Source organism: Billgrantia sp. C5P2 (genome assembly GCF_051062895.2).
On record NZ_CM128542.1, the window covers coordinates 1,817,776 to 1,841,719 of the forward strand.

The 23,944-nt window shown below is 61.5% G+C and carries 25 protein-coding genes and 4 tRNA genes; 13 read left to right on the top strand and 16 right to left on the bottom strand.

Translation table 11 applies throughout. The features are described 5' to 3' along the window. The first annotated feature begins 27 nt into the window (after nucleotides 1-27). From purF to ACRWQA_RS08440, 8 genes are all read left to right on the top strand, one after another. Entirely contained in the window at nucleotides 28-1,551 is a 1,524-nt protein-coding gene (gene purF / locus ACRWQA_RS08405; RefSeq protein WP_434229198.1) for an amidophosphoribosyltransferase, read from the top strand. An 11-nt stretch (nucleotides 1,552-1,562) separates the two neighbouring features. Then, a complete protein-coding gene (locus ACRWQA_RS08410) occupies nucleotides 1,563-2,759 on the top strand; it encodes an O-succinylhomoserine sulfhydrylase (RefSeq protein WP_434229200.1) in 1,197 nt (398 codons plus the stop codon). Nucleotides 2,760-2,870: 111 nt separating this feature from the next. Continuing rightward, nucleotides 2,871-3,425, top strand: coding sequence for a cytochrome b (locus ACRWQA_RS08415; RefSeq protein WP_263580278.1), 555 nt, complete (start codon nucleotides 2,871-2,873; stop codon nucleotides 3,423-3,425). Nucleotides 3,426-3,464: 39 nt separating this feature from the next. Continuing rightward, nucleotides 3,465-4,049 carry a YceI family protein gene (locus tag ACRWQA_RS08420; RefSeq protein WP_434229201.1) on the top strand — a complete coding sequence of 195 codons (585 nt, stop codon included), beginning with the start codon at nucleotides 3,465-3,467 and terminating at the stop codon, nucleotides 4,047-4,049. A 121-nt stretch (nucleotides 4,050-4,170) separates the two neighbouring features. Then, a complete protein-coding gene (locus ACRWQA_RS08425; RefSeq protein ID WP_434229203.1) occupies nucleotides 4,171-4,626 on the top strand; it encodes a PAS domain S-box protein in 456 nt (151 codons plus the stop codon). 71 nt (nucleotides 4,627-4,697) lie between these two features. Continuing rightward, nucleotides 4,698-6,008: an MATE family efflux transporter gene (locus ACRWQA_RS08430; protein WP_434229230.1), complete on the top strand. Its 1,311-nt coding sequence runs from the start codon at nucleotides 4,698-4,700 to the stop codon at nucleotides 6,006-6,008. Nucleotides 6,009-6,091: 83 nt separating this feature from the next. Next, the gene (locus ACRWQA_RS08435) at nucleotides 6,092-6,562 is read left to right on the top strand and encodes a Spy/CpxP family protein refolding chaperone (protein ID WP_263580275.1); all 471 of its coding nucleotides are present in this window, start codon (nucleotides 6,092-6,094) and stop codon (nucleotides 6,560-6,562) included. A 511-nt stretch (nucleotides 6,563-7,073) separates the two neighbouring features. Next, the gene (locus tag ACRWQA_RS08440; protein ID WP_434229205.1) at nucleotides 7,074-7,766 is read left to right on the top strand and encodes a hypothetical protein; all 693 of its coding nucleotides are present in this window, start codon (nucleotides 7,074-7,076) and stop codon (nucleotides 7,764-7,766) included. A gap of 76 nt (nucleotides 7,767-7,842) precedes the next feature. Here the strand turns inward: ACRWQA_RS08440 and ACRWQA_RS08445 are convergent, their stop codons facing one another. Next, nucleotides 7,843-9,381: an NCS2 family permease gene (locus tag ACRWQA_RS08445; RefSeq protein ID WP_263580273.1), complete on the bottom strand. Its 1,539-nt coding sequence runs from the start codon at nucleotides 9,379-9,381 to the stop codon at nucleotides 7,843-7,845. A gap of 157 nt (nucleotides 9,382-9,538) precedes the next feature. On the opposite strand from ACRWQA_RS08445, the gene ACRWQA_RS08450 reads away from it, so the two are divergent. Next, nucleotides 9,539-10,285: a Crp/Fnr family transcriptional regulator gene (locus ACRWQA_RS08450; RefSeq protein ID WP_263580272.1), complete on the top strand. Its 747-nt coding sequence runs from the start codon at nucleotides 9,539-9,541 to the stop codon at nucleotides 10,283-10,285. Between the two features lie 79 nt (nucleotides 10,286-10,364). Here ACRWQA_RS08450 and ACRWQA_RS08455 read toward each other — a convergent pair whose 3' ends face one another. The 4 genes from ACRWQA_RS08455 to cfa all read right to left on the bottom strand — a co-directional run bounded on the left by ACRWQA_RS08455 (nucleotide 10,365) and on the right by cfa (nucleotide 14,201). Further along, the gene (locus tag ACRWQA_RS08455) at nucleotides 10,365-11,552 is read right to left on the bottom strand and encodes an amino acid aminotransferase (protein WP_263580271.1); all 1,188 of its coding nucleotides are present in this window, start codon (nucleotides 11,550-11,552) and stop codon (nucleotides 10,365-10,367) included. Between the two features lie 22 nt (nucleotides 11,553-11,574). Continuing rightward, a complete protein-coding gene (locus ACRWQA_RS08460) occupies nucleotides 11,575-11,700 on the bottom strand; it encodes a 4a-hydroxytetrahydrobiopterin dehydratase (protein ID WP_434229207.1) in 126 nt (41 codons plus the stop codon). 203 nt (nucleotides 11,701-11,903) lie between these two features. Continuing rightward, a complete protein-coding gene (locus ACRWQA_RS08465) occupies nucleotides 11,904-12,815 on the bottom strand; it encodes a GGDEF domain-containing protein (protein WP_263580270.1) in 912 nt (303 codons plus the stop codon). Between the two features lie 234 nt (nucleotides 12,816-13,049). Then, on the bottom strand, nucleotides 13,050-14,201 hold the full coding sequence (cfa, locus tag ACRWQA_RS08470; protein ID WP_434229210.1) for a cyclopropane fatty acyl phospholipid synthase: 1,152 nt from the start codon (nucleotides 14,199-14,201) through the stop codon (nucleotides 13,050-13,052). A gap of 197 nt (nucleotides 14,202-14,398) precedes the next feature. Here cfa and pyrF point away from each other — a divergent pair, with 197 nt between their 5' ends. After that, a complete protein-coding gene (gene pyrF, locus ACRWQA_RS08475) occupies nucleotides 14,399-15,100 on the top strand; it encodes an orotidine-5'-phosphate decarboxylase (RefSeq protein WP_434229212.1) in 702 nt (233 codons plus the stop codon). A 4-nt stretch (nucleotides 15,101-15,104) separates the two neighbouring features. On the opposite strand, the gene lapB is transcribed toward pyrF, so the two are convergent. Genes lapB through ACRWQA_RS08490 form a run of 3 tightly spaced genes read right to left on the bottom strand, consistent with a single transcriptional unit; the run spans nucleotide 15,105 to nucleotide 16,922 of the window. After that, nucleotides 15,105-16,292, bottom strand: a complete 1,188-nt coding sequence (gene lapB, locus ACRWQA_RS08480; RefSeq protein WP_434229214.1) for a lipopolysaccharide assembly protein LapB — start codon at nucleotides 16,290-16,292, stop codon at nucleotides 15,105-15,107. Beyond that, the gene (locus tag ACRWQA_RS08485) at nucleotides 16,293-16,598 is read right to left on the bottom strand and encodes a LapA family protein (RefSeq protein WP_263580266.1); all 306 of its coding nucleotides are present in this window, start codon (nucleotides 16,596-16,598) and stop codon (nucleotides 16,293-16,295) included. A 27-nt stretch (nucleotides 16,599-16,625) separates the two neighbouring features. Next, nucleotides 16,626-16,922, bottom strand: a complete 297-nt coding sequence (locus ACRWQA_RS08490; protein ID WP_010629003.1) for an integration host factor subunit beta — start codon at nucleotides 16,920-16,922, stop codon at nucleotides 16,626-16,628. A gap of 201 nt (nucleotides 16,923-17,123) precedes the next feature. Here ACRWQA_RS08490 and ACRWQA_RS08495 point away from each other — a divergent pair, with 201 nt between their 5' ends. Next, nucleotides 17,124-17,417 carry an FAD assembly factor SdhE gene (locus tag ACRWQA_RS08495; RefSeq protein WP_263580265.1) on the top strand — a complete coding sequence of 98 codons (294 nt, stop codon included), beginning with the start codon at nucleotides 17,124-17,126 and terminating at the stop codon, nucleotides 17,415-17,417. Next, nucleotides 17,377-17,769 carry a hypothetical protein gene (locus tag ACRWQA_RS08500; RefSeq protein WP_434229216.1) on the top strand — a complete coding sequence of 131 codons (393 nt, stop codon included), beginning with the start codon at nucleotides 17,377-17,379 and terminating at the stop codon, nucleotides 17,767-17,769. The genes ACRWQA_RS08495 and ACRWQA_RS08500 overlap by 41 nt, the downstream gene beginning before the upstream one ends. Before the next feature lie 42 nt (nucleotides 17,770-17,811). On the opposite strand, the gene nadB is transcribed toward ACRWQA_RS08500, so the two are convergent. The 7 genes from nadB to uvrY all read right to left on the bottom strand — a co-directional run bounded on the left by nadB (nucleotide 17,812) and on the right by uvrY (nucleotide 22,981). Continuing rightward, nucleotides 17,812-19,404: an L-aspartate oxidase gene (nadB, locus tag ACRWQA_RS08505; RefSeq protein ID WP_434229218.1), complete on the bottom strand. Its 1,593-nt coding sequence runs from the start codon at nucleotides 19,402-19,404 to the stop codon at nucleotides 17,812-17,814. A gap of 87 nt (nucleotides 19,405-19,491) precedes the next feature. Continuing rightward, nucleotides 19,492-19,578: transfer RNA gene (locus ACRWQA_RS08510), tRNA-Leu, on the bottom strand. Between the two features lie 39 nt (nucleotides 19,579-19,617). Next, a tRNA-Cys gene (locus ACRWQA_RS08515) sits at nucleotides 19,618-19,691 on the bottom strand. A gap of 13 nt (nucleotides 19,692-19,704) precedes the next feature. Then, a tRNA-Gly gene (locus ACRWQA_RS08520) sits at nucleotides 19,705-19,779 on the bottom strand. 71 nt (nucleotides 19,780-19,850) lie between these two features. Continuing rightward, nucleotides 19,851-20,399, bottom strand: coding sequence for a CDP-diacylglycerol--glycerol-3-phosphate 3-phosphatidyltransferase (gene pgsA / locus ACRWQA_RS08525; RefSeq protein WP_263580262.1), 549 nt, complete (start codon nucleotides 20,397-20,399; stop codon nucleotides 19,851-19,853). Nucleotides 20,400-20,468: 69 nt separating this feature from the next. Further along, complete coding sequence (uvrC, locus tag ACRWQA_RS08530) at nucleotides 20,469-22,283, bottom strand: excinuclease ABC subunit UvrC (RefSeq protein WP_434229231.1); 1,815 nt, start codon at nucleotides 22,281-22,283, stop codon at nucleotides 20,469-20,471. 50 nt (nucleotides 22,284-22,333) lie between these two features. Then, the gene (gene uvrY / locus ACRWQA_RS08535) at nucleotides 22,334-22,981 is read right to left on the bottom strand and encodes a UvrY/SirA/GacA family response regulator transcription factor (protein ID WP_263583989.1); all 648 of its coding nucleotides are present in this window, start codon (nucleotides 22,979-22,981) and stop codon (nucleotides 22,334-22,336) included. Nucleotides 22,982-23,245: 264 nt separating this feature from the next. Here uvrY and ACRWQA_RS08540 point away from each other — a divergent pair. Next, nucleotides 23,246-23,321, top strand: a tRNA-Ala gene (locus ACRWQA_RS08540). Between the two features lie 70 nt (nucleotides 23,322-23,391). On the opposite strand, the gene ACRWQA_RS08545 is transcribed toward ACRWQA_RS08540, so the two are convergent. Next, on the bottom strand, nucleotides 23,392-23,634 hold the full coding sequence (locus ACRWQA_RS08545) for a hypothetical protein (protein ID WP_263580261.1): 243 nt from the start codon (nucleotides 23,632-23,634) through the stop codon (nucleotides 23,392-23,394). Nucleotides 23,635-23,944: the final 310 nt, after the last annotated feature.

Consider the following 23,944-nt stretch of genomic DNA (forward strand, 5'->3'; position numbering starts at 1 on the left):
GCGCCCCTGCAAGCGAGGTAAGGTGGAATGTGCGGTATCGTAGGCCTTGTGGCCAAGCAGACCGTGAACCAGGCGATCTATGACGCCCTGACGGTGCTTCAGCATCGCGGCCAGGATGCCGCGGGCATGATGACATGGAGCGAAGGGCGCTTTCTGCTGCGCAAGAGCAACGGCCTGGTCCGTGATGTGTTCCACACCCGTCACATGGCGCGGCTGCAGGGTAACCTGGGGATCGGTCATGTACGCTACCCCACTGCGGGCTCGTCCAGCGAAGCGGAGTCGCAGCCGTTCTATGTGAATTCCCCTTATGGCATCGCGCTGGCCCACAACGGCAACCTGACCAATTCGGACCAGCTCAAGCAGGAGCTTTTCTCTTCCGACCTGCGCCATATCAATACCAGTTCGGATTCCGAAGTGCTGCTCAACGTGTTCGCGCATGAACTGGGCAAGCAGGGGCTGCACCTTTCTCCCGGCGATATCTTCGACGCGGTGCGACGGGTGCACCGTCGTTGCCGCGGCGGCTACGCCGCGGTGGCGATCATCAACGGCGTCGGCCTGGTTGCGTTCCGCGACCCCAACGGTATTCGCCCGGTAGTGTTCGGCACTCGCGACGAGGGCAAGGGGCAGGAGGTGATGATCGCCTCGGAATCCGTGGCGCTCGATGTGGGTGGCTTCGAGTTGCACCGCGACCTGGCGCCAGGCGAGGCGATCTTCGTCGACATGGAGGGGGAGTTCCACACCCAGCAGTGCGCCGATACGCCCACGCTGTCACCCTGCATCTTCGAGCATGTCTACCTCGCACGACCCGATTCCATTCTCGATGGTGCCTACGTCTACGGCACGCGCATGCAGATGGGGCGCAAGCTTGGCGACCGTATTAGCAGCGAATGGCCGGAACACGACATCGACGTGGTGATTCCGATTCCCGACACCTCGCGTACTTCGGCATTGGAGCTCGCCCAACACCTGGGCGTGACCTATCGCGAAGGCTTCATGAAGAACCGCTATATCGGTCGGACCTTCATCATGCCGGGGCAGACCCAGCGCAAGAAATCGGTACGCCAGAAACTCAACGCCATAGGCGTCGAGTTCAAGGGCAAGAACGTGTTGCTGGTCGACGATTCCATCGTGCGCGGCACCACCTGCAAGCAGATCATACAGATGGCACGTGAGGCCGGTGCCAACAAGGTCTACTTCGCCTCGGCGGCACCGCCAGTGCGCTACCCTAACGTCTATGGTATCGACATGCCGGCGGCCGCAGAACTGATTGCTCATGGCCGCAGCGAGGCGGAGGTCGGTGAGCTGATCGGCGCCGACCGCATCTTCTACCAGGACCTGGACGACTTGAAGGCTGCCTGTCGCGAGGTGAACCCCGAGCTCGAGCAGTTCGACTGCTCAGTCTTCGACGGTCGCTATGTGACCGGGGATATCGATGCCGGCTACCTGTCAGCGCTGGAGGCTTCGCGCAACGATGCCGCCAAGGAGCAGCAAAGTGTCGGCGCTCACGCACTGGTGGGCATGCATAATCAAGACGACGACATCGACGACTGAGGTGGCCGAGCATGCATGACGAGACACCCCCCGACGACAGCTGGGCGCTGGAGACCATGGCGATTCGCGCCGGCCACCTCCGCACCCACGAGCAGGAGCATGGCGAGCCGATCTTCCCCACCTCGAGCTTCGTCTATGGCAGCGCCGCCGAAGCGGCGCGCAAGTTCAAGGGAGAGGAGCCGGGCAACGTCTATTCGCGCTTCACCAACCCCACGGTGCATACCTTCGAGCGTCGACTGGCGGCCCTCGAAGGGGGAGAGCGCTGTGTGGCGACGAGTTCCGGCATGGCGGCAATTCTCTCGACGGTACTCGCCCTGCTGCAGGCCGGCGACGAGATCGTTGCCTCGCGCTCGCTGTTCGGCTCCACCGTCAGCCTGTTCGACAAGTACTTCGGCAAGTTGGGCATCACCACACGCTATGTGGAACTCTCCGACCTGGCGGCCTGGGAGGCGGCAATTACGTCCCGGACGCGCCTGCTGTTCGCCGAGACGCCCTCCAACCCGCTCTCTGAAGTCGTCGATATCGCGGCGCTCGCTGAGATCGCCCATCGCACCGACGCACTGCTTGCCATCGACAATTGCTTTCTGACTCCGGCGCTGCAAAAGCCGCTGGCGCTGGGGGCGGACCTGGTGATTCACTCCGCCACCAAATATCTGGATGGGCAGGGACGAGCGGTCGGTGGCGCCGTGGTGGGGCGTGACAAGGAGCTCGAGGAGGTATTCGGCGTGGTACGCACCTGTGGGCCTTGCCTGAGCCCGTTCAACGCCTGGATCTTCACCAAGGGGCTGGAGACGCTCAACCTGCGCATGCGCGCCCACTGCGAGAACGCCCAGGCACTAGCCCTGTGGTTGCAGGCGCATCCGGCGGTGACGAAAGTTCACTACAGCGGCCTGCCGGACCACCCGCAGCATGAGCTGGCCAGTCGCCAGCAGGGCGGTTATGGGGCGGTGTTGGGTTTCGAGGTGAAAGGAGGGCGCGAGTCAGCCTGGTCGGTCATTGATGCCACCCGTATGCTGTCGATCACCGGCAACCTGGGTGACGTCAAGACCACCATCACCCATCCCGGTACCACCACCCACGGGCGCCTTTCCGATGCACAGAAGGAGGCGGCCGGCATTGGCGAGGGGCTGGTCCGCGTTGCGGTGGGGCTCGAGGCATTGGAGGACATACGCGCCGATCTGGCGCGTGGGCTCGATGCCTTGGCCTGATCCCGATTCGGGAATTTTTACGAACGTGACGTTCGGTTTTTTCAGCGCATCCTGAGCATTCGTTACGGTATGCTGCCTCCCATCGAGAACGAAGCTCAACGGGAGCGAGAAATGTGGTGCAACACCCGCTCAGGCTGGGGCCTGGTCAGCATTATGCTTCATTGGATCAGTGCCGCGGCAATCGTGGGCTTGTTCATTCTCGGTTGGTGGATGACGGACCTGGGCTATTACGACCCCTGGTACAACCGTGCTCCATGGTGGCATCGTTCCATTGGCATGCTGCTGCTTTTCGCCACGCTGCTGCGCGTGCTCTGGCGTCTGTTCCAGCCCACGCCAGTCAGCCACGGTAGCCGCCTGGAACGTGTCGCGGCTCACCTTGGCCATATTGCCCTTTACGTGCTGATGCTCACCGTCATGATCAGCGGCTATCTGATTTCCACTGCCCGCGGGCGTGGCATCAGCGTCTTCGACTGGTTCGAGGTGCCCGCGCTCCTCAGCCACTTGCCCGACCAGGCCAGTATTGCCGGAGAGATTCACTGGTACAGTGCTGTGGCTCTGCTGTTGCTGGCGGCAGGGCACACACTGGCGGCGCTGAAGCACCATTTTCTCGATCGCCACGATACCGTCACTCGCATGTTGAACCCGGCACGTACGCGTCGCCGTTGAACGCCAGCGCCTGCGGGCGCTTCAATCAAGGAGAGACTCATGTTCAAGAAAGCCGCACTCGCCACTGCCCTCGGTGCCGTTTCCCTGGCCGCCACCGGCCTGGCCCTGGCCGACGACTACGTGGTGGATACCGAGGGGCAGCACGCCTTCATCCAGTTCAAGATCAACCACCTCGGCTTCTCTTATATCCTTGGCAACTTCGAAGAATTCGAAGGTCGCTTCCACTATGACCCTGAAGACCTCGAAGCGTCGAGCGTGGAAATGGAGGTTCAGGTGGGTAGCCTGAACACCAATAATGCCGAGCGTGACAAGCACTTCACCAGCAGCGATTTCCTGGATGCAAGCGAGTATCCGACCGCCACCTTCGTCTCCACCGGCTTCACGCCCAATGGTGACGATGAGGGCGTGTTGACCGGTGAGCTGACCCTGCATGGCGAGACCCGTGAGATCGAGATGCCGGTAACTCTGATGGGTGAAGGCGAGGACCCCTGGGGCGGCTATCGCGCCGGCTTCGAGGGCAGCACCATGCTGACCCTGGCCGACTTCGGTATCGACATGAGCGACTTCCCCGAAGCGATGCATGAACTCGAACTCTACGTTACCTTCGAGGGCGTACGTCAGTAGCAGCACTCTTTGGCGTGTTGACACCCTCGGCGCAGCCGAGGGTGTCCGTTAAGCAAGTCGTTAAGGTGCTGTAACTGAATTCCAGTACCATGCAGGCTTAACTCGGTCTTGGAGTCTGCCGGTGCGCTATTTATTCAGATCTCTTCGTTGCCTGTGGCCATCATCACGGCGCCGGCTACGCTCAGGCAGCAAGGCTTGCCAAGGTGATTCGCGTTTCAGGCTGCTGCTGGAAAGCCTGCCGAATGTCGCGGTCCAAGGCTATGACCGCAAGCGGCGGGTGATTTACTGGAATGAGGAGAGTGTTCGACTGTACGGCTATCAGGCCGAAGAGGCAGCCGGTCGCTACCTCGAAGAGCTCATCATTCCCGAGCCCATGCAAGCGCAGGTGATACGAGATCACTCGGCATGGTTGCGTGAGGGTAAGGCAATACCACCAGGGCGCCTGGTACTGCGGGACAAACAAGGGAATCCGGTGCCGGTCTACTCCTATCATGTGATGCTCGACGAATTTTCTGAAGATCCCGTCATGTTCTGTGTCGATGTCCGTCTCGATACGGATCTGGAGACAGTGTCATAGTGATACCGCATGCTTCTCGCGATGCCGCCATATTTCGGTTGGGCCCGGCGCTCTGGCGTCAGACCTGGCCGATGGCCATCGGGGTGTCGGCACTGCTCGGCTTCCAACTGGTGGATAGTGCCTTCGTTGCTCGCCTGGGTACGGCGCCGCTGGCGGCGCAGTCGTTCACCTTTCCACTGACCTTTCTCATCATTGGCGTGCAAGTAGGGCTTGGCATCGCCATCGCGGCGTTGATCTCGCGCGCACTCGGTGCCGGCGAAGCGGGCAGGGCGCGGCGTCTTGGCTCGCTGGTGCTGATGGCGGGAGGTTCCATCATCGCCATGCTCGCGTTCGTGCTGTGGTGGGCCCAGGCGCCCATTTTCTCGCGCCTGGGTGCCGACGCGGCAACGCGAATACTGATCCGCGACTACTGGGCCCCACAGCTACTCGCCGCGTGGCTGGGAGCGGTTCTCTACTTCGTCTACAGCCTGTTTCGTGCCCATGGCGATACGCGGCTGCCCGGCAAGTTGATGGTGATGACCAGTCTCGTCAATCTACTGCTGGATCCGCTTTTCATCTTCGGCATTGGCCCCTGGTCCGGGCTTGGTCTCCCGGGAGCGGCGTGGGCCACGGCGGTGGCCTTTGCCAGCGGCCTGCTGCTGGTCGTCAAGCGACTGCGTCAGAACGATTGGCTGGCGCGAAGCGGGCTCAGGCGGGAGCTGGCTGTTTCGTCGCGCCCCTTTGTAGCGATTGCCGGGCCGGCCATGGTCAGCCAACTGATGCCACCGCTGGCGGCCATGCTCGCCGTCTCGGTGGTAGCGAGCCTGGGGGAGTCGTCAGTGGCGGCATGGGGCCTTGCGAGTCGACTCGAAACCCTGGTTCTGGTCGTGGTGCTGGCCATGACCATGTCACTGCCGCCCTGGCTGGGGCGTTGCTATGGCGCTGGCGACTGGGCGCAGATCAGGGAGTTGGTGCGTCTGGCGCTGAAGATCGTGGTGGGATGGCAGCTCGTGCTGGGCACCCTCTTGGCGCTGCTGTCGCCTTGGGCCGCTGAGCTGCTGGCGGGCAGCCCCGACGTGCGTGACGACCTGGCAGTGCTGATCCGTTTTCTGCTGCCGAGTTACGCAGCGCTGGGTGTCTGCATGCTGGTGGTGTCCGCTGGTAATGCGCTGGGTTGGCCGCTGCGTGCCATGCTGACGTCCATGGCAAGGCTTTTCCTTTGCTACCTGCCGTTTCTCTGGTTGGGGGCTTTGCTTGGCGGCCTGTCGGGGCTCGCCATGGGGGCAGCGCTCGGCAATGTGCTGGCCGGAGTGATCGCCTGGCAACTGATGCGCCGTATGTTGGCGCGAAGAGAAGCCGATACCCGTTCCGAGTCGAAACTTTTGCCTGGGGAGCGAACCTGACGCCTGTTCCGCTGTCAGGGTTAGGACGTAGTGACTCGACAGTGTCGAGTCATGAAAGCAACTCTGATGGAATGGAGTAAGTAATGAAGCTCACCAAGTTTCTGGCAACGATCGCGCTCACCTTGGGTATTGCTGGCGTAGTGTCGGCTCAGCAGATGCAGGCCCCGCCCCAGGGGGATCAGGTGGATCAGCTCGATCAATTGCTCGACCTGGACGAGAACCAGCAGCAGGAGATCCGTAGCCTGCTGGACGAGGCCGAGCGTCAGCTGGCACCCAAGGAGCAGGAAGCCCAGGCGCTTCAGGCACGTCTCGGCGATTATGTCGGACCCGATTACGATGAAAACGTCATTCGTGAGGATGCGTCACGGCTCGGCGACTTGACTGGCGAGATCACGGCCGAGACGGTCTTGCTGCAGTCTCGCATCGAGTCGGTGTTCACCGAGGAGCAGCGTCAGCAGTTGGATGAGGCGATTGCCCAGCAACAGCAACAGATGCAAGACCTGCAGAATCAGATGCAGCAGCAGGAGGGCCAGCCGGCCCAGCCCGCGCAGTAAGTTCGGTCTCGGCAGCGGCTTCCTTTCTGGGAGCCGCTGTACTGCCCGTCGCTTTGCTTCTCGTCCCTAAATTCGTGCGTTATCCCACCATCGAACCCAAACGGCCTGAACGTATCCCGTTACGCTGCGTGACATAGCGCCCAGGCTTGCATCGACAAGGCCCTGCCGAATTCTGGTAGGGCCTTGTCACGTCGGAGAGGCAACAGGCCCTGTCGTAAGATGATTCCCGCCTATTCGTGTCGTGAAAGGCAGACAGGGGGATTTTTCGTCAAGCCGTCATTCTGCGCGATCTCTCTCTGGTTGCTGTTGCTTCGTTGCGACAGTTAACGCCGCGAGGGCGAGTTGCAAAAGCTATTAATAAAACGGCGTTCTTTTATAACTGCATCTTTTCTCAACACTTTGTCTTTTCGTGGCATGTCTCTCGCTAGGTGAAGGACGAGCGGTATCGCTGTTGAGCCGCTCGTGAGGAGTCTCACCGGAATAGCCCAAGGAAACGGGCCAAGGAGGCACTATGAAGCTCAAGACACTGACTGCCAGTATGGCTCTGATTTTTGCCGGTCTGGCCGGCGCGACCGCTCATGCCGAGACGGAAGAGTGGCAGAGCGGCAATTTGTCCGCGGTAGGTATGACCAGTGAGTCTTCTACCATGCTGCTGGCCCAGGCCGGCGATGCCGATGGTGGCCTTGATGGAGGTGCCGAGGGCGGCGTCGACGGCAGTACCGATGGTGGCCTTGATGGAGGTGCCGAGGGCGGCGTCGATGGCAGTGCCGAGGGTGGCCTTGATGGAGCTGCCGAGGGCGGCGTCGATGGCAGTGCCGAGGGTGGCCTTGATGGAGCTGCCGAGGGCAGCGTCGATAGCAGTGCCGAGGGTGGCCTTGACGGTGATGCCGAAGGCGATGTCGATAGCGACGCCGATGGTGACCTTGATGGCGATGCCGAAGGTAGCCTTGATGGGGATGCCAATGCCGAGAGCGATGTGGAGGTGGAGTCCACGGAGGACATCGGCGTCGAATCAGAGGTTGAGGCCGACGCAGAGACGGAGACCGAGGTCGATGCCGACAGCCGTACGAAAGCCCCGGGGCTGGACCGTGCGATGGAGCGAGCCGCTGAGCCTGCCCAGGATCGGATCGAAGCAAATCGTGATCGTATCAGGGGGACTGCCGAGAGTGAGACGGAAGCCGAAGGCGCCATCGACGCCAACTGAGCCCTGATACGGCAACCGAGGGTGTTGCAGAACGAGGAACCGGGGGGCGCTGCTGCGCCCCCCGGTGCTTGTCAGCTCAGTCAGTGGCTGGCGGTGATGTGACCGCAGCAGGCTTCGATGACGATACGTGCGGTGCTGCCAGCTTTTCCTGCTGCCAGGCAAAATAAAGAAACAGGGCGCCCATCACCAGGTAGCCGAGGGTAAAGTCCCAGGCAGCGTTCAGGGCCAGTTCCGGTGCATGCATCAGTCCGACGAAGGAGAAGGCGGCCGCTACCGCAGCGAAGATGGCGGCGCGCCGGAACTGATGGTCGATGACCGAAACGGTCATGGCACCGATGAAGATGGCCATGAACATGGCGCCTTGGCCCATGGCGACGATGCCGCTCGAGATGTCAGCCACTACATCACCGGCGCCACGATTGAAGCGAGTCATCACGTAGTTGGCAAAGTAGGGCAGCATGGCCAGCGCCACAGCAGGGTAGTATCGGGTGTCGTTGCTCTGAAAGGCCGTAGCGATCATCGACATGCCGACGAAGACGAGGATGGGGGCAACGACAGAGACCGGGATGATGGCCGCCAGGGCGGCGATCAAGCCGAACATGGTAGCCAAGGCATAGACCGCCCCGTTGAGAATGCTGTAACCGCGGCCCGCTCCCATCCACTTGGCGCCTACGGTGGCGATGTACACCGTGGTGGGGAAGACGCCACCAAACAAAGCGCCGAGCATGGTGCCGGCGCCATCCACGGCCTGGCATTCGCGCACATCATACTTGTCACCAGCGGCTTCCATCGCCTCGACGTTGTTCATGGTCTCGATAGCGTTGTACAGGGTGATGGGCAGCACCACGGTGAGTACCGCCAGCATGCCGGTGAACAGCAGCCCCAGCCCCTCGAGCCAGGCCAGGTTGGGCAGCAGTGGGTAGAAGCCGAGGTGGGTGAAGGCGTCACTGAAGCGCTCTCCACCGGCATCGCCGATCAGGTAGGCCATGGCGGTACCGATGACGATGGCGAACAGCGACGTGGGCAGCCGGAAAGGCATGCTGACCCGAGCCACCAGGCCGACGATGATGATGGCGAGTACCAGCAGGCCGATGACCGGCATCTCGAGGGTCTTGAACAGCATCTCGCCGGCGATGAAGGTCAGTGCCACGCCGGCTACGGCACCCAGCATGGCGGCACGTGGCAGATGATACTGGACCCAGCGGCCGATCAGGCTGACGGCGGCCTCGATGGCGCCGCTGATGAAACAGGCGGCGACAGCTACCTTCCAAGCCAGTTCGGCATCGCCGGTAAGCTGCTTTGCGGGTAGCAGAACGCCGAACAGGAAGACGAACATGACCGGCGTGGAAATACCATAGGAGAGGGCGGTGACGTCGGCGCGGTTCTCCTTGCGTGCCAGGCGCGCCGCGCTCCAGGCATAGTAGAAGTTGCCCACCATGACCGCTACCGCGGCCCCCGGCAGTACCTGGCCGAATACGATGGAGGCTGGGAAACCCATGCCCAGCATGCTGATGGCAATGATGACGAAGTTCGCGATATTGTTCTGGAAGAGGGCGAAGAAGGCATCGGTATCCTCCTTCTTGTACCACGGGTAGTGCACTGGGGAAGCCGCCATGATGAGCCTCTTGTGTGTTGGGGTTGTAGTCAAGGCAGGCTCAGTGTGGCCGTTTCCTGACTGATTGGTCAAGCCTGCCTTTGTCGTATACTGGCATTGTCAATTTAAGTATCGCTGTGTACATGGGCTTGCATTCCGCATCGAGAGGAGAGCATCGATGAGCTCAGAGGAGAGCTGTATTGTTCGCCACTTCAACTATTTTCATTCGGTATCGAATGAGGATAAGGAGCTGCTGGCGCAACTGGAGGACAGCGCCACGCGTGCACGGGCGGGCACCATCCTGTGGGAAGAGCAGGATGAGGCTGCTGAGTTCTGTACCCTCAGGCGCGGCTGGGCGTTTTCGTATCGTGAACTGGAAAACGGCACTCGTCAGATTCTGGAAATCTATCTGCCTGGCGATATTATCGGCTTGCGGGAGTTCGCCTTCTCGCAGCGCCTGGCCGGGGTGCAGATGGTCGAGGACGGGGAAATCTGCTTCTTTCCCCATCGAAATCTCGTCAATATCTTTCGGCGCTCGTTTACCCTTACCTCTATCCTGTTCGCCGTCGCCAGCCGACAGCAGGTACTGTTGACCGAGCGCCTGGTCAACCTGGCGCGCCGCAACGCGCGTCAGAAGCTGGCTCATTTTCTGCTCGAGATGTGCCAGCGTATCAAGCAGACCAACTGCGACGGCTGCGAGAACTTCCGTCTGCCACTATCACAGGAGGTGCTGGCAGACCTGCTCGGGCTCAGCACGGTGCACATCAGTCGAACCTTTACTGCGCTGAGCGACGACGGACTGGTTTTCCGCGATCGCTACAACGTGACGATACCGGATCTGGAAGCCCTGAAGCAGGAGGCCGGGTTCGATGACCGCTACCTCATCGAGAACATGCGTCCGCTTTTCAATGGCGCGGAAGCATGAGACGAATGGCGGCCGTCGAGCCAGCCATAACGCGATGCCCCGGCCATGGCCGGGGCATCTACTTTGCCGACAAGCGAGATCAGTTGACTGCGGCAATGGCCTTGGCCAGGTAGGGCAGGTTCTCATGGGAGAAGCCGGCCACGTTGGCCCGGCCCGAACGCACCATGTAGATACCGAACTCGTCGCGCAGGCGGTCGACCTGCTCCGGCTGCAGGCCGGTGTAGGAGAACATGCCGCGCTGCTCGGCTACGCAGGCATACTTCTGATCGAGCCCGTAGGGTTTCAAGGCCTCGACGAAATCACGGCGCAGGGTGTTGATGCGATCGCGCATTTCGGTGAGCTCCTCGCGCCAGAGGGCGGCCAGCTCGGCGGAGTGCAGGATCTCGCTGACGATGGCACCGCCATGAGCCGGCGGGTTGGAGTAGTTCTCGCGGGCGACGATGGCCACCTGTGAACGAATGTTCTGCATCTGCTCGTTGTTCTTCGCCACCATGATCAGGCAGCCGGTGCGCTCGCAGTAGATGCCGAAGTTCTTCGAGCAGGAGCTGGTGATGATGACCTCGTCGAGGTTCTCGGCGAACAGGCGCACGCCGTAGGCGTCCTCGTCGAGGCCCTCGCCGAAGCCCTGATAGGCAAAGTCGATCAGGGGCAGCAGGTTGCGCTCACGGACCACTTCCAGGATTTGCTGCCACTGCTCGCGGGAAAGATCGAAGCCGGTGGGGTTGTGGCAGCAGGCGTGCAGCACGATGACATCGCCGGCGGGAATCTGCTTGACCGCCGCCAGCATGCCGTCGAAGTCGAGACGGTTCTCGGCGTCGACGTAGGGATACTTGTGCAGCTCGATGCCGGCGGCAGTGAAGATGCCGTGATGGTTCGGCCAGGTGGGGTTGCTGACCCAGATTCCCTTGCCGGGAAGCTGGGAGCTGATGAAGTCGGCAGCCAGGCGCAGCGCACCGGTGCCGCCCGGCGATTGGGTTGCGCTGGCGCGACCGGCCTCGAGTACCGGGGAACCTTGACCCAGTACCATCGGCAGAACCACGTCGCCATACTCGGGTGCCCCGTGGGAGCCGATGTAGGTCTTGGTGGTTTCGTTCTTGAGCAGCAGGGCCTCGGCTTCCTTGACGGCGCGCATCACCGGGGTGTTGCCCTGGGCATCCTTGTAGACGCCGACGCCGAGATCGACCTTCTCGGGATTGGTATCCTTCTTGAAGGCCTCGATCAGGCCGAGGATGGCATCCCCGGGAACCCGCTCAATATGTTCGAACATTTATTTCGCTACCTCGTCGGTTCTAGCGGCAAGAATGAAGTCGTCGCGATGCAGGCCCTTGATCTTGTGTCCACCAAGTCACGGTGACGTTGTTCCATTCGGTCAGCAGCTCGGTTTGGTGGCCCGCGGCTTCGGCAATTTCACCCATAGGATTGATAAAGCCAGGGCTTGCCGGAAACCGGGAAAGATAAAGACCCTCTCAAGTCTCATGATGCCATTGCGCTCGACAATCTGCCACTCGGGAACCGCGGGTTCGAACCGTCCGATCTCGGCTTCCGTGACGGCAGGTGATCTCGTGGCAGGCTGCTCAGGGCTGGCATGGTGGGCTTGTCAGGCAGGCTTCCTCATGGGCTAACGACTTATGACGCGATTGCGCCCTTGATGCTTGGCCGCGTAGAGGCTGCGATCGGCCCTGTCGATCAAGGTGTCCCTCGACTCGCCCAGGCGATACTCGGCGAGGCCGATGCTGGCCGTGACCTGGCCGGCATCGATACCGAAATCGTGCTCGGCGATGGCACGGCGTAGCCGTTCGGCCAGCGGATGGCTGGCTACCTGGGGCGTCAATGGCAGCACCACGGCAAACTCTTCGCCGCCGAGCCGGCCCACGACGTCCTCTTCCCTCAATAACTGGTGGCAGAGGTTGGCGAACTCGGCGAGAACCTGATCGCCTTGCAGGTGCCCCCAGGTATCGTTGATACGTTTGAAATGGTCCAGATCGATCAACATCAAGGAGAGCGGGCTGCCATGTCGGTTGCTCTTGGCAATCTCTTCATCCAGCCGAGTCATCAGCCTGCGGCGGTTGGCCAGGCCTGTCAGGTCATCGGTATCCGAGAGTCGGCGTAGCCTGGCTTCCTCGGCCATCTGCTCGGTGATGTCAATCATCAGGCCGTACCAGAGCACCCCGGTCGAGGAGTCTTCCGGCTGGGCCCGAAGCGCCACCCAGCGACAGCGACGGCTCGACAGACGTATGCGGAACTTGGTGGCGATGGGTATGCGCCAGCGAGCCGAGCGCTCTATGGCCGCCATTACTCTTGGGTAATCCTCCTCATCCAGGCGGTCGAGCATATGACGAGCGTCCTGGCTCAAGGCGTCACGGTCGATTCCTGGCAGGCTGGTGCCGCTTCCGGCCAGGTAGGGGAAATGCATGTGTCCGTGATGGGCACGATGAAACTGAAAGACGACGCCAGGCAGGCGTTCCGTGAAGTCACGCATGCTTATCGGCTCGTTCAGCTCCCCTCCCGTCATGGCATTCTCATCAGGCATGCGGGCATCCCTTGTGGCCTGCTGCGTACAGGCATGAGTCCTGGTGTTGTTATGTAACGGCTCAGTGCTACGTCACGGGCATGCGTGGCTTTTGCGAGAAGCCTAGCTGCCTTCTGAAGGAAGCCGTTGAGAGAATGCCTAATATACGTTGTAACGATGCGTAAAGCATCTAGCTAACGCTGTAAGAGATTGTCCATGTCGCGTGTAAGCATAAGCCGAATGCGGTAATGGAACTCACCGCGGGGCGTCGTAGCGAGCTCGTCTTCCGCGAGAGAAGACGACCTGCCAGAGCTGCAGATCGCGAGCACGAAAGGCACCGGCGCACACCGACAGGTAATAGCGGAACATGCGCTCGATGCGCTGACTGTAGCGGTCGGCGATCTCGTGCCAGTGAGCATCGAAGTTTTCACGCCAGGCCATCAGGGTCCTGTCGTAGTCGGGGCCGAAGTTGTGCCAATCCTCCATCAGCAGCAGTCCTTCGCTGGCGTCGGCAATATGTCGTGCCGAAGGGAGAACCCCGTTGGGGAAGATGTAGCGATCGATCCACGGGTCGACGCTGATCTCGGAGCTGTTCGAGCCAATGGTGTGCAGCAGGAACAGGCCGTTCTCGGCCAAGAGTCGCTCGACGGTCTGAAAGTAGGTCTCGTAGTTGCGATGACCCACGTGCTCGAACATGCCGATGGAAACGATACGATCGAAGCAGCCGGTCAGTTCGCGATAGTCCATGAGTTCGATTTCGACGGGCAGGCCGGCGCAGCGTTTCCTGGCCAGCTCCGCCTGCTCGCGGGAGATGGTGATTCCGGTGACCGTGACACCGTAATGGCGGGCTGCGTATTCGGCGAAGCTGCCCCAGCCACAGCCGATGTCCAGCACGTGCATGCCGGGGCGCAGTTCGAGCTTGCGACAAGCCAGCTCGAGCTTGGCAAGCTGAGCTTCGTGGAGCGTCCTGGCTTCCTTCCAGTAGCCGCAGGAGTAGCACATGGTGGGATCGAGCATACGCTCGAAAAGATCGTTGCCCAGATCGTAGTGGGCTTCGCCGACGATATAGGCGCGGGCCTTGCTTTGCAGATTGAGCAGCCCCGCCTGAAGGCGATACATGATGCGATCCGCAGGGGGGCGGGCCCGCTCTCCCAGGCCGTGCTGGAGCAGGCGGCAGGCCATCTCGTCGATCTGTTCGCACTCCCACCAACCGTCCATGTACGACTCTCCCAGCCCCAGGGAGCCTTGGCGCAGAATTCTCGAGCAGAAGTCGGGATGGTAGATCTGCGGGTCCCAGGCGGCCTCGCCGTTGAGCGTCACTCCGGACCCCTCAAGCAACGCACTCAGCACTCGTTGGGCGCGGCTGTCAGGCAAGGCAATGGGACTTATGCGCTGTTCGCTTGTCATGGAGTCCTCCCGGTCCATCGCTTCAAGGGCGTAGCACTGCCGTTATCGATCATTGTTGGCCTAAGGCGTGAGTACATCGGGCGTGCCTAATGGCGTGCTCATATTAGGTAAGAGCATAGTTCAGGCTGAAGAGAACGGTGAAACCGTCAGTGGCTGGTATAATCGGGCTACCTGACCACGCAGCCGGAGCCCTCAACGTGTCTAGTGATTCGCCACTGATCATCGCTCTCGACCACCCCTCTCTCGATGCCGCCCTGTGCCTGGCCGACCGGCTCGATCCCGAGCGCTGTCGCGTCAAGGTGGGCAAGGAACTGTTCACCCGCAGCGGTCCGGAGGTGATTGATGCGCTGCATGGGCGCGGTTTTCAGGTCTTTCTCGATCTCAAGTTTCACGATATCCCCAACACCGTGGCCGGGGCCGTACAGGCGGCCGCTGAGCAGGGCGTGTGGATGGTCAACGTGCACGCCAGCGGTGGTGCGCGCATGATGGAAGCGGCGCGTGAGCGGCTGGATCGCCACGGTCTGGCCACTCATCTGATCGCCGTGACGGTACTGACCAGCATGACGGCGAGCGATCTTGCCGGTGTGGGCATCGACGCAACTCCGGCACAGCACGTCGAGCGGCTAGCCGTTCTGGCGCGCCAATGCGGTATGGATGGGGTGGTGTGTTCGGCGCAGGAGGCGGCTCGCCTGAGCCAGCTATGCGGTGACGGCTTCCTCAAAGTGACGCCGGGTATCCGGCCCCGCTCTGCCGAGCATGGCGATCAGCGCCGCGTGATGACGCCGGCCGAGGCGATAGTGGCGGGAAGCACGCATCTGGTGATTGGCCGGCCGGTGACCCAGGCGGACGATCCAATGGCGGCCTTGACGGCTATCGAGCAGGAGCTGGCTGCGGGCTGAGCCCTCATTCTCCTTCGATACCGGTAATGGGGCGGGTGGTACCCCAGCTTCGACAACTGGGGCACTGCCAGTGGAGCGGTTGGCCGGCGAACCCGCAGCGTTGGCAACGGTGCCTCGGTCGTGCCGTCAGCAAGGTGTGGGTGTGTTGCTTGAGTAGCTGCAGCCGGTTGTCCGGCGCACCCTGCTGCTGCTGCTGGTGCTGGTAGAGATCCAGCAGGTAGTCGAGCGCCCCCAGGCTCGGGGCCCGGTTGAGCTGTTCGCTGACAAGCTCGATGGCCACCTGCAGTCCATGTCGCTTGCGCTGGGTCTCGGCCAGCAGGATGATCAGGCTGGTTACATGAGCCCGTTCGAGCAGTTGCTCCAGGCAATCCACCAGTCCCGCTTCGTCATCCAGCATCACATAGGCGTGGTGCAGCGGTTCCAACACGATGGGCATCATGTCCAGGTCTTGATCGGGGATGCGCATGAGGATGCGGATGGCCTCGCGGTAGTGCCCGGTATCCTGAGCCAGGGCCGCCAGCAGCAGGTTGGCGCGCACACAGCGAGGGTCAATGGATAGCGCCCGACGCAAGTGCTTGCGAGCCAGGCCCGGGCTTGCGGAGTGACGCTCCTGGTCGGCCATTTCGCAGAGCCAGTGGGCCGCTGCCCGACGGATGTCCTCGTGCTGGCGAATCAGGGTGGGGTAGGCCACGTCGAAGGCGGCCTGCCACTCCCCTTCACGATCGAAGAGGTCCGCCAGCAGGCGTTTGGCGGCATGACGAAAGTCGTCATGGCTGGAGTCGTGTATCAATTGCTGGAGAAGTCGCTCGCTGCGATCGAACAGACCCAGCTGGAAAAAATCCCGCGCGAGTTCAAGCTGCACCTGTTCACTCTGCAGCATCGTCAGGGTGGGACGAGCCAACAGGTTCTGATGGATCTTGACGGCGCGGTCGGCTTCTCCCCGAGTTCGGAATAGATTACCCAAGGTAATATGGGTATCGATGGTCTCGCTGTTCACTTCCAGCGCACTGACGAATGTCTCGATGGCGCGATCCGGCTGCTCGTTGAGCAGGTAGTTCAGGCCGACGAAGTAGTCACGCGACAGCGTATTCGGTGGCGGGCGTTCGTGGCTACCCTGGCGCTCACGGCGGCCTAGCCACCAGCCAATGGCAACGGCGGCCACCAGCAGCACAAGCAGCAGGGCATCAGGCATTTACGGCAGTTCCTTGAGCTCCTGAACGCGAAGCCGGTCGAGTTCCTTGCGTTGCTGGCGATTCAATCGCTGGGCGCGGGAAAGCGCGGTGCGCAGCCTCAGCCAGACTCCTGTCATCGCCAGCATGCCCAGCACCACGCCGCAAACCAGGGCGGCCAGGAGCCAGACGGAGAGCGATATGGGCGGTAGCTCCATCCAGATCAGGTTGAGCGGTACCGTCTGCTGGTTGTTGACGGCGAAGAGTATGCCGACAAGCAGCACCGCCAGCAGAATGATGGCCAGGATCAGGCCTTTGAGCCAACGCATGTTTCTATCCCTTGTGAATGACGAAAGTTAGTAGCCGAGGGCACGGCTGGCATTGACCTGCTCGCGAAGCTCCTTGCCAGGCTTGAAGTGTGGCACGAACTTGCCCTCCAGTGCGACAGGATCGCCGGTCTTGGGGTTGCGGCCCACCCTTGGCTCCCGATAATGCAAGGAAAAACTGCCGAATCCCCTGATCTCGACTCGCCCTCCCTCGGCCAGCGTATCGGTGATGTCGTCGAGAATCAGGCGAACCGCGGATTCGACTTCCTTGATCGAAAGTTCAGGCTGGCGCATGGCGATCTGTTCGATCAACTCGGATTTGGTCATCGGGTCATCTCCAGGCATTGCCCGGTCCGGTGGGACCTGGGTGGCATTCTTGTTCTTCCGTCAGCATACTGCTCAAACCGAGATAAAACAACGCACTACGACCATGGTCAAGAAAAGTGGACAAGGCGGGCCGAAGCACTGCCCCATTTTCCCGGCTCCGGTATACTGAATGGCTCATTCTCCTTACCATCGAGGTCGACGTTGAGCGAAGCGAATACCCCCGATGCCGCTGCCCTGCGCAAGCGGCTCTATTGGCACTCCCGCCGTGGGATGTGGGAACTCGACCTGTTGCTTATCCCTTTCCTCGAACACTGCTACGACCAGTTGGGGGCCGATGATCAGGCAGCGTATCGTGCCTTCATCGAAGGAGAGGATCAGGATCTCTTTGCCTGGCTGATGCAGCGCGATGAGCCAGCCCCCGAGTTTCGTCGCATCGTGGCGCTGATTCAGGCACATGCCGAGAACGCCGACAACGATCCGCATCGTCCCGTCTAGGCTGGCATGGGGCTGCCAGTGGCTGCTGGCGCTGGCAGTTACCGGTAGCGTGCTGATCCATGTGCCGGGCTGGCTGGCGATGCCGGCCCTGGCGTGGCTCTTGCCTCTGGGCTGGTGGCTCTGGCACGGGCAGGCCCGCGGCGAACTTCATATGCACCCGGAAGCCGGAGGGAACTGGCGGTGGCTATGGCGCCCGCTGGCTACCGCCGAAGCCGTTCCGGTCGAGCTGCGCTGTGCCTACCTCGGCCCTTGGTTGATTGCGCTGGACATCGATCGCCGTCGGATCTGGTTATGGCCCGATAGCGCTTCGCCTGCTGCGCTTCGACAGTTGCGGCGCATCCTGGTTCGTTGACCCAGCCTCGTTGATTCAGCTTCGTTGAGCCAGAAAGCCATTTCATGCAGAAGACGACAGGGCGTCCAGATGAAGCCTCGAGGGCTGAGGCGGCAAACGATGCGGACAGTCCGGATTGAAGTGCAGGCCACGTGACTCACGGCGCTGACGAGCTGCCAGAACCGTCAATCGGGCCAGCCTGATGGCATGCCATAGGCTCGCCAGCGCCGCACTGGGCGCGGCATCCTTGTGCGCGGCCTCAATCTCCCGGCTCAGCTCGTTCAGCTCGCTTGCCGCTGTATCTAGGCCGGCATCGCGGCGGACGATCGCCACGTGGCGGCTCATGATGTCTCGCATTGTCGTGCGCCACTGCTGGATGCGCTGGGCTTCCACTGGCTTCTCGCCCAGATTGTTCGCCGTCAGCGCAGCCGCGGCTGGTGCACGGCCAAGTGCCAGCCTGGCGGCACAGCTGCGCGCGTAGACCAGGCATTCGAGCAGCGAGTTGCTGGCCATGCGATTGGCGCCGTGCAGGCCCGTGCAGGCGACTTCACCAATGGCGTACAGGTGCGGCACGCTGGAGTTGCCGTCGAGGTCGGTGGTAATGCCGCCGCAACTGTAGTGTGCTGCGGGCACGACCGGGATCGGCTGGCGGGAGATGTCCAGGCCGCGGGTAAGACAGTGATCGTGAATGGTGGGGAAGTGGTGACGTATGGCCGCTTCACCGAGGTGGGTCACGTCCAGCCACACATGGGGTGAGCCAGTGCGCTGCATTTCTGCGTCGATGGCGCGGGCGACGATATCGCGTGGCGCCAGTTCGGCACGCGCGTCCAGCTCGAGCATGAAGCGACGTCCGTCGGTGCTGTAAAGACGCCCACCTTCGCCGCGGACGGCCTCACTGATCAGGAAGGGCGGGCCGTCCGGATCGTAGAGACAGGTGGGGTGGAACTGCTGGAACTCCAGATTCATCAGTTCGGCCCCCAGCTCGGCGGCCATCATCATGCCCTCGCCGCTGGCTGGATGGGGGCTCGTGGTGTGGCGATAGAGTCCGCTGGCGCCACCGGTGGCCAGTACCGTATCACCGGCCAGCAGCTCCAGCAGTTCGCCTCTTTCGTCCAGGCAACGGGCGCCGCGACAGCGCTTCTCGCCATCGGCCAACAAGCCGATGGCAACGAGGTCGTCGCGTATGGTGATGGTCGGGCTTGCCTGGACGTGGGCCTTCAGGGTATCGAGTACGGCACGCCCGGTGGCATCCTCGGCATGAATGATGCGACGGGCGCCGTGTCCGCCTTCTCGGGTCAGGTGATAGGGATAGCTGGCGCTCGGGCTGTCGTCACGCGTGAACGGTACGCCGAGCGACAATAGCCACTCGATGGCAGCGGGCCCTTGCTCGACGGTGAAGCGCACGGCGCGTTCGTCGCACAGTCCATCGCCGGCCACCAGCGTATCCGCTACGTGGGCATCGAAGTCGTCCTGAGGGGAAAGCACGGCGGCAATACCGCCTTGAGCCCAGCGGCTGGCGCCTTGATCGTCGCTGGCGGGACGTACCAGGGTGACGTGACGTGTCTCGGCAACGTGCAAGGCCAGGGTCAGGCCGGCAACGCCTCCGCCGATCACCAGTACATCGTGTTCGCTACGAGTCGAGGTGCTAGGAGCCATGCGTGTTCTCGCTGAAGCCTACTATGCGACAGCCAGCATGCCGCAAAGCTGTCCGGCTGGATAGGAGCGAGAGGATAGCGAAGAGCCTGGTGCCCGGAGCCGGGCTCGAACCGGCACGGTGTTGCCACCGAGAGATTTTAAGTCTCTTGCGTCTACCAATTTCGCCATCCGGGCGGCACGGTTTCGAGCAGGCAGCTGAAAGGGGTCAAGAAATGGAGGCTGGAGTCGGAATCGAACCGGCGTACACGGAGTTGCAGTCCGCTGCATGACCACTCTGCCATCCAGCCTCAATGAGTCGTATGGAGCGGGAAAGGAGATTCGAACTCCCGACCCTCGCCTTGGCAAGGCGATGCTCTACCACTGAGCTATTCCCGCTCGACTCGAGTGCGAATTATAAGGATAAGCTCGTTAATGTCAATCACTTGATGGCGTTCGGTTGCCGGCTGCTACATAGCGCGCGACAGGTGGGGCCAGGCCGCACGCAGGTACATCAGCATCGACCAGAGCGTCATTATCGCGGCGATATGCAGGGTGGCGACTCCTAACAGGGAAAATTGCGTGCCCGGTGCGAAGGCCAGCAGCAACAGCAGGGCAATCATCTGCAGGGTGGTCTTGAACTTGCCGAGCCAGGAAACCGCCACGCTGCCGCGCTTGCCCATCTCGGCCATCCATTCGCGTAGCGCCGAAATCACGATTTCGCGCCCGATGATGACCAGGGCGGGCAGTGTCAGCCAGATGCTGTCGAAGCGCTCGATAAGCAGTGCCAGGGCCACGGCCACCATCAACTTGTCCGCTACCGGGTCGAGAAAGGCGCCGAAGGGAGTGGACTGGTTCCAGCGCCGTGCCAGGTAGCCATCGAGCCAATCGGTGACAGAGGCCAGCGCGAACAGGCCGGCGGCTACCGGCATGCTCCAGGAAAAGGGGAGATAGAAGAACACCACCAGCAGCGGAATGAAGGCGATTCTGGCCAGCGTCAGGATGTTGGGGATGTTCATGTGACGGGGGGTCCTTGCCTTGGTCAGGAAAGCCGAAGTGAGCCCCTATTCTATCTGTACCGGGCGCCATCATCCATGCAGCGAGCGATGAATCGTCTCCGCCAGGGTGGCGCTGATGCCGGGAACGCGGGCGAGCTCCTCGCGGCTGGCCTGCTTGACGCCCTGCAGGCCACCGAAAAAGCGCAGCAACTCCCGGCGACGTTTGGGGCCGATGCCGTCGATGTCCTCCAGCGCGGAGCTGCGGCGGGCCTTGTCGCGACGGTTGCGGTGTCCGGTAATGGCAAAGCGGTGGGCCTCGTCGCGCACGTGTTGGATCAGATGCAGGGCCGGCGATGCCGTCGGCAGATCGAGGGTGCGATCGACGGTTTCGATGAACAGTGTCTCGAGACCGGCCTTGCGTGTGGTTCCCTTGGCCACGCCAAGCAGTCGGATCGTGTCGAGCCCCAACTCGCCGAGAACATCGCGCGCCAGGTTGAGCTGTCCCTTGCCGCCATCCAGTAACAGGATGTCCGGCATCATCCCTTCGCCTTCGGCGAGACGGCGAAAGCGTCGACTCAGCGCCTGGCGCATGGCGGCATAATCGTCACCGGCAGTCACGCCCTCTATGTTGAAGCGCCGGTAATCCGACTTTCGCGGGCCGTTGCGATCGAACACCACGCATGAGGCCACTGTCGCCTCACCATGGCTGTGACTGATGTCGAAGCATTCTAGCCGCTCGATGTGCATTTCCAGCGCCAAGGCTTCCTGCAGCGAGTCGAAACGACGGTCGAGTTCGTTCTGGCTGGCCAGGCGGCTGGCTAACTGCTGTTCGGCGTTGGTACGTGCCAATTCGAGCCATTGGCTGCGGTGACCGCGCACCTTGTGGGTAACGCGCACGCGCCGCTCGGCACGGCTGCTCAATGCGCTTTCCAGAATGTCGCAATCTGGGAGCGGTAACGTGGTGATCACTTCGCGAGGGATTTCGCGTTCCTGGCCAATGTAATACTGGCTGACGAACTCCCCCAGCAGCTCGGAAGCCTCGAGGCCCAAGCCGTTATCGGGGGAGTGATGGCGAGCCCCCAGGAGTCGCCCTTGACGTACTGCCAGGACCGAGATGCACAGGGCGCCTTCGCGCTCGGCCAAGGCAAAAGCATCGGCGTCGCCGCCTTCAGTGTCGACGAACTGGCGCTGCTGGAGCTGACGCAGGTGCTGGATCTGATCGCGCAAGCGGGCTGCATCCTCGAAGGCAAGGTCACGGCTGGCGGCCTCCATGGCGTCGGTCAGTTCCTGAGTGACCTGTTCGCTGCGGCCTTCAAGACACATTACGGCGTGCTCAAGGTCGCGACGATAGTCGGCTTCACTGATATATCCCACGCAGGGTGCGCTGCAGCGCTGAATCTGATACTGCAGACAAGGGCGTGTGCGATGGGAAAAGACGCTGTCTTCACAGTTGCGAATGCGAAAGATCTTTTGCATCAGCGAGAGGCTTTCCCGTACCGCGCCGCTGCTCGGGTAGGGGCCCAGGTAGCGTCCATCGTCGTGACGCCTGCGGGCACGCTTGTACTCGAGAGCGGGGTAGGGGTGTCGATCGCTGGCAAAGACGAAGGGGTACGATTTATCGTCGCGCAGCAGGATGTTGTAGGTTGGCCGCAGCTCCTTGATTAAGGTCTGCTCGAGGAGCAGGGCCTCGATCTCGCTACGTGTTACCGTAACCTGGACGTCAGCGATGCGAGACACCATGGCCTGGGTCTTGGTGTTGAGCGCACCACGAAAATAGCTGGCCAAGCGGGCCTTGAGCCGCTTGGCCTTGCCTACATAGAGGGTATCGCCGCGCTCGTCCAGCATCCGGTAAATGCCGGGGGCTTGTGTGAGGTTGGCAAGGAACTGCCTCGGGTCGAAGGTCATGGCGCTCTGGCTGTCTTGCATGAAAGCAACAGATTACCAGAAGCGTTCGTTCAGTTGGTGGTATCGAAACCTTCGATCAGGCCATGCTTCAATCCCAGGTGCGTCAGTTCCACGTCGGTCTCGACACCAAGCTTCTCGAAAATCCGGTAGCGATAGGTGTTGACGGTCTTGGGACTGAGGAACAGTCGGTCGGAAATTTCCGAGACCCGTTGGCAGTTGACGATCATCATGGCCACTTGCAGCTCACGCTGCGAGAGCTTGTCGAAGGGATTCTCTTCCGAGTCGAAACGCGAGAGCACCAGGCGCTGGGCGATGTCGGGGCTGATGTAGCGATGCCCGGCAAATACGCTGCGGATGGCGTCGACCATGTCCGGTACGTGAGTATCCTTGCTGATGAAGCCGCCTGCGCCGGCGTCGAGCATGCGCTGTGCGAAATTGTCTTCCATGAAGCCGGTCAGCGCCAGGATGCGCACGTCGGTATTGTTGCGCATTATCTTGCGGGTCGCTTCGAGACCGCCGATGCCCGGCATGCGCAGGTCCATCAGAATGACGTCCGGCTCGAGCTCGCGACATAGCGTGATGGCTTCTTCGCCGCTGGCGGCTTCGCCCACCACATCTATGTCCTCTTCGTTCTCGAGCAAGCGAGCAAGACTGGTGCGAACCAGATGATGATCGTCGACAATGAGCACCTTGATCAAGACTGACATTCCTCGTCATTGCGGAAAGCTGGCAGCGAACGAACAGGCAGTCGCGGCGGAGCTTGAACTCGGGGCTAGGCTCTTGATCGCCGAGCCTTCGGCATATTTAGGTGCAAGCTTGCCATACTCGTGGAGCAAGGGAAATTGAACGAGCATCCCATTTCCCGCTTTCTATCAACGAAAAGGAGGTTCTCGCACAGCGCTATTGACGAGGCCTGCCGCCATAGGTACGATACGCCTCGTTCTCGCAGGTCGAGGACATGTGGGGCCTTAGCTCAGCTGGGAGAGCGCAACACTGGCAGTGTTGAGGTCAGCGGTTCGATCCCGCTAGGCTCCACCAACAAGTTTTGAAGAATCAGCCGCTTGGCGCATCGCGCCAAGCGGCTTTTTCATGTGCCATCACTGTCGCACTAGCGTCCCGTGCACCATTGCGTATAAGTGCCCTGTTCGTCGGGATGGCCGAGACGCCACTTGGGCGCGACATCGAGCATTTCCTCCCGGTACCACTGCTCGACTTTCTCGCAGTAGCGCTGCTGGTCCGGCGTCAGGTCATCCGGGTTTACCGTTTCCGCCTGATCCCTTGCATCGTTGAGCAGATGGATGCCAGCGCCGATGCTGACCACGCAGGCGGCAGCCACCAATGCCTTGTTCATTTTCATTTCCTTGCCATTGTTCGTATCTATTAACCAAGGTTAGCTCCTTGATACATGAAGATACAAAGTTGGCTGCATTCGCTCCGTCATTCTCGCGCTTCGTCGTCTACGTTATGGGCACGAACGGACATGCCGCGACTCCGTGCTGGCTGTTGCCGGATCGGGAGTCGTGATCAGGGAGGAGGCGTGATGCGTACCCATGATTTGCGCCATGCGGTTATGCCTGGCTGCTTTTAGAGCGACAGGAGGATTCGCTCTGTCTGGCGCTAACCGATGGGAGGCGCCCTCCACGTGTCGGTCGCCCAGTTTG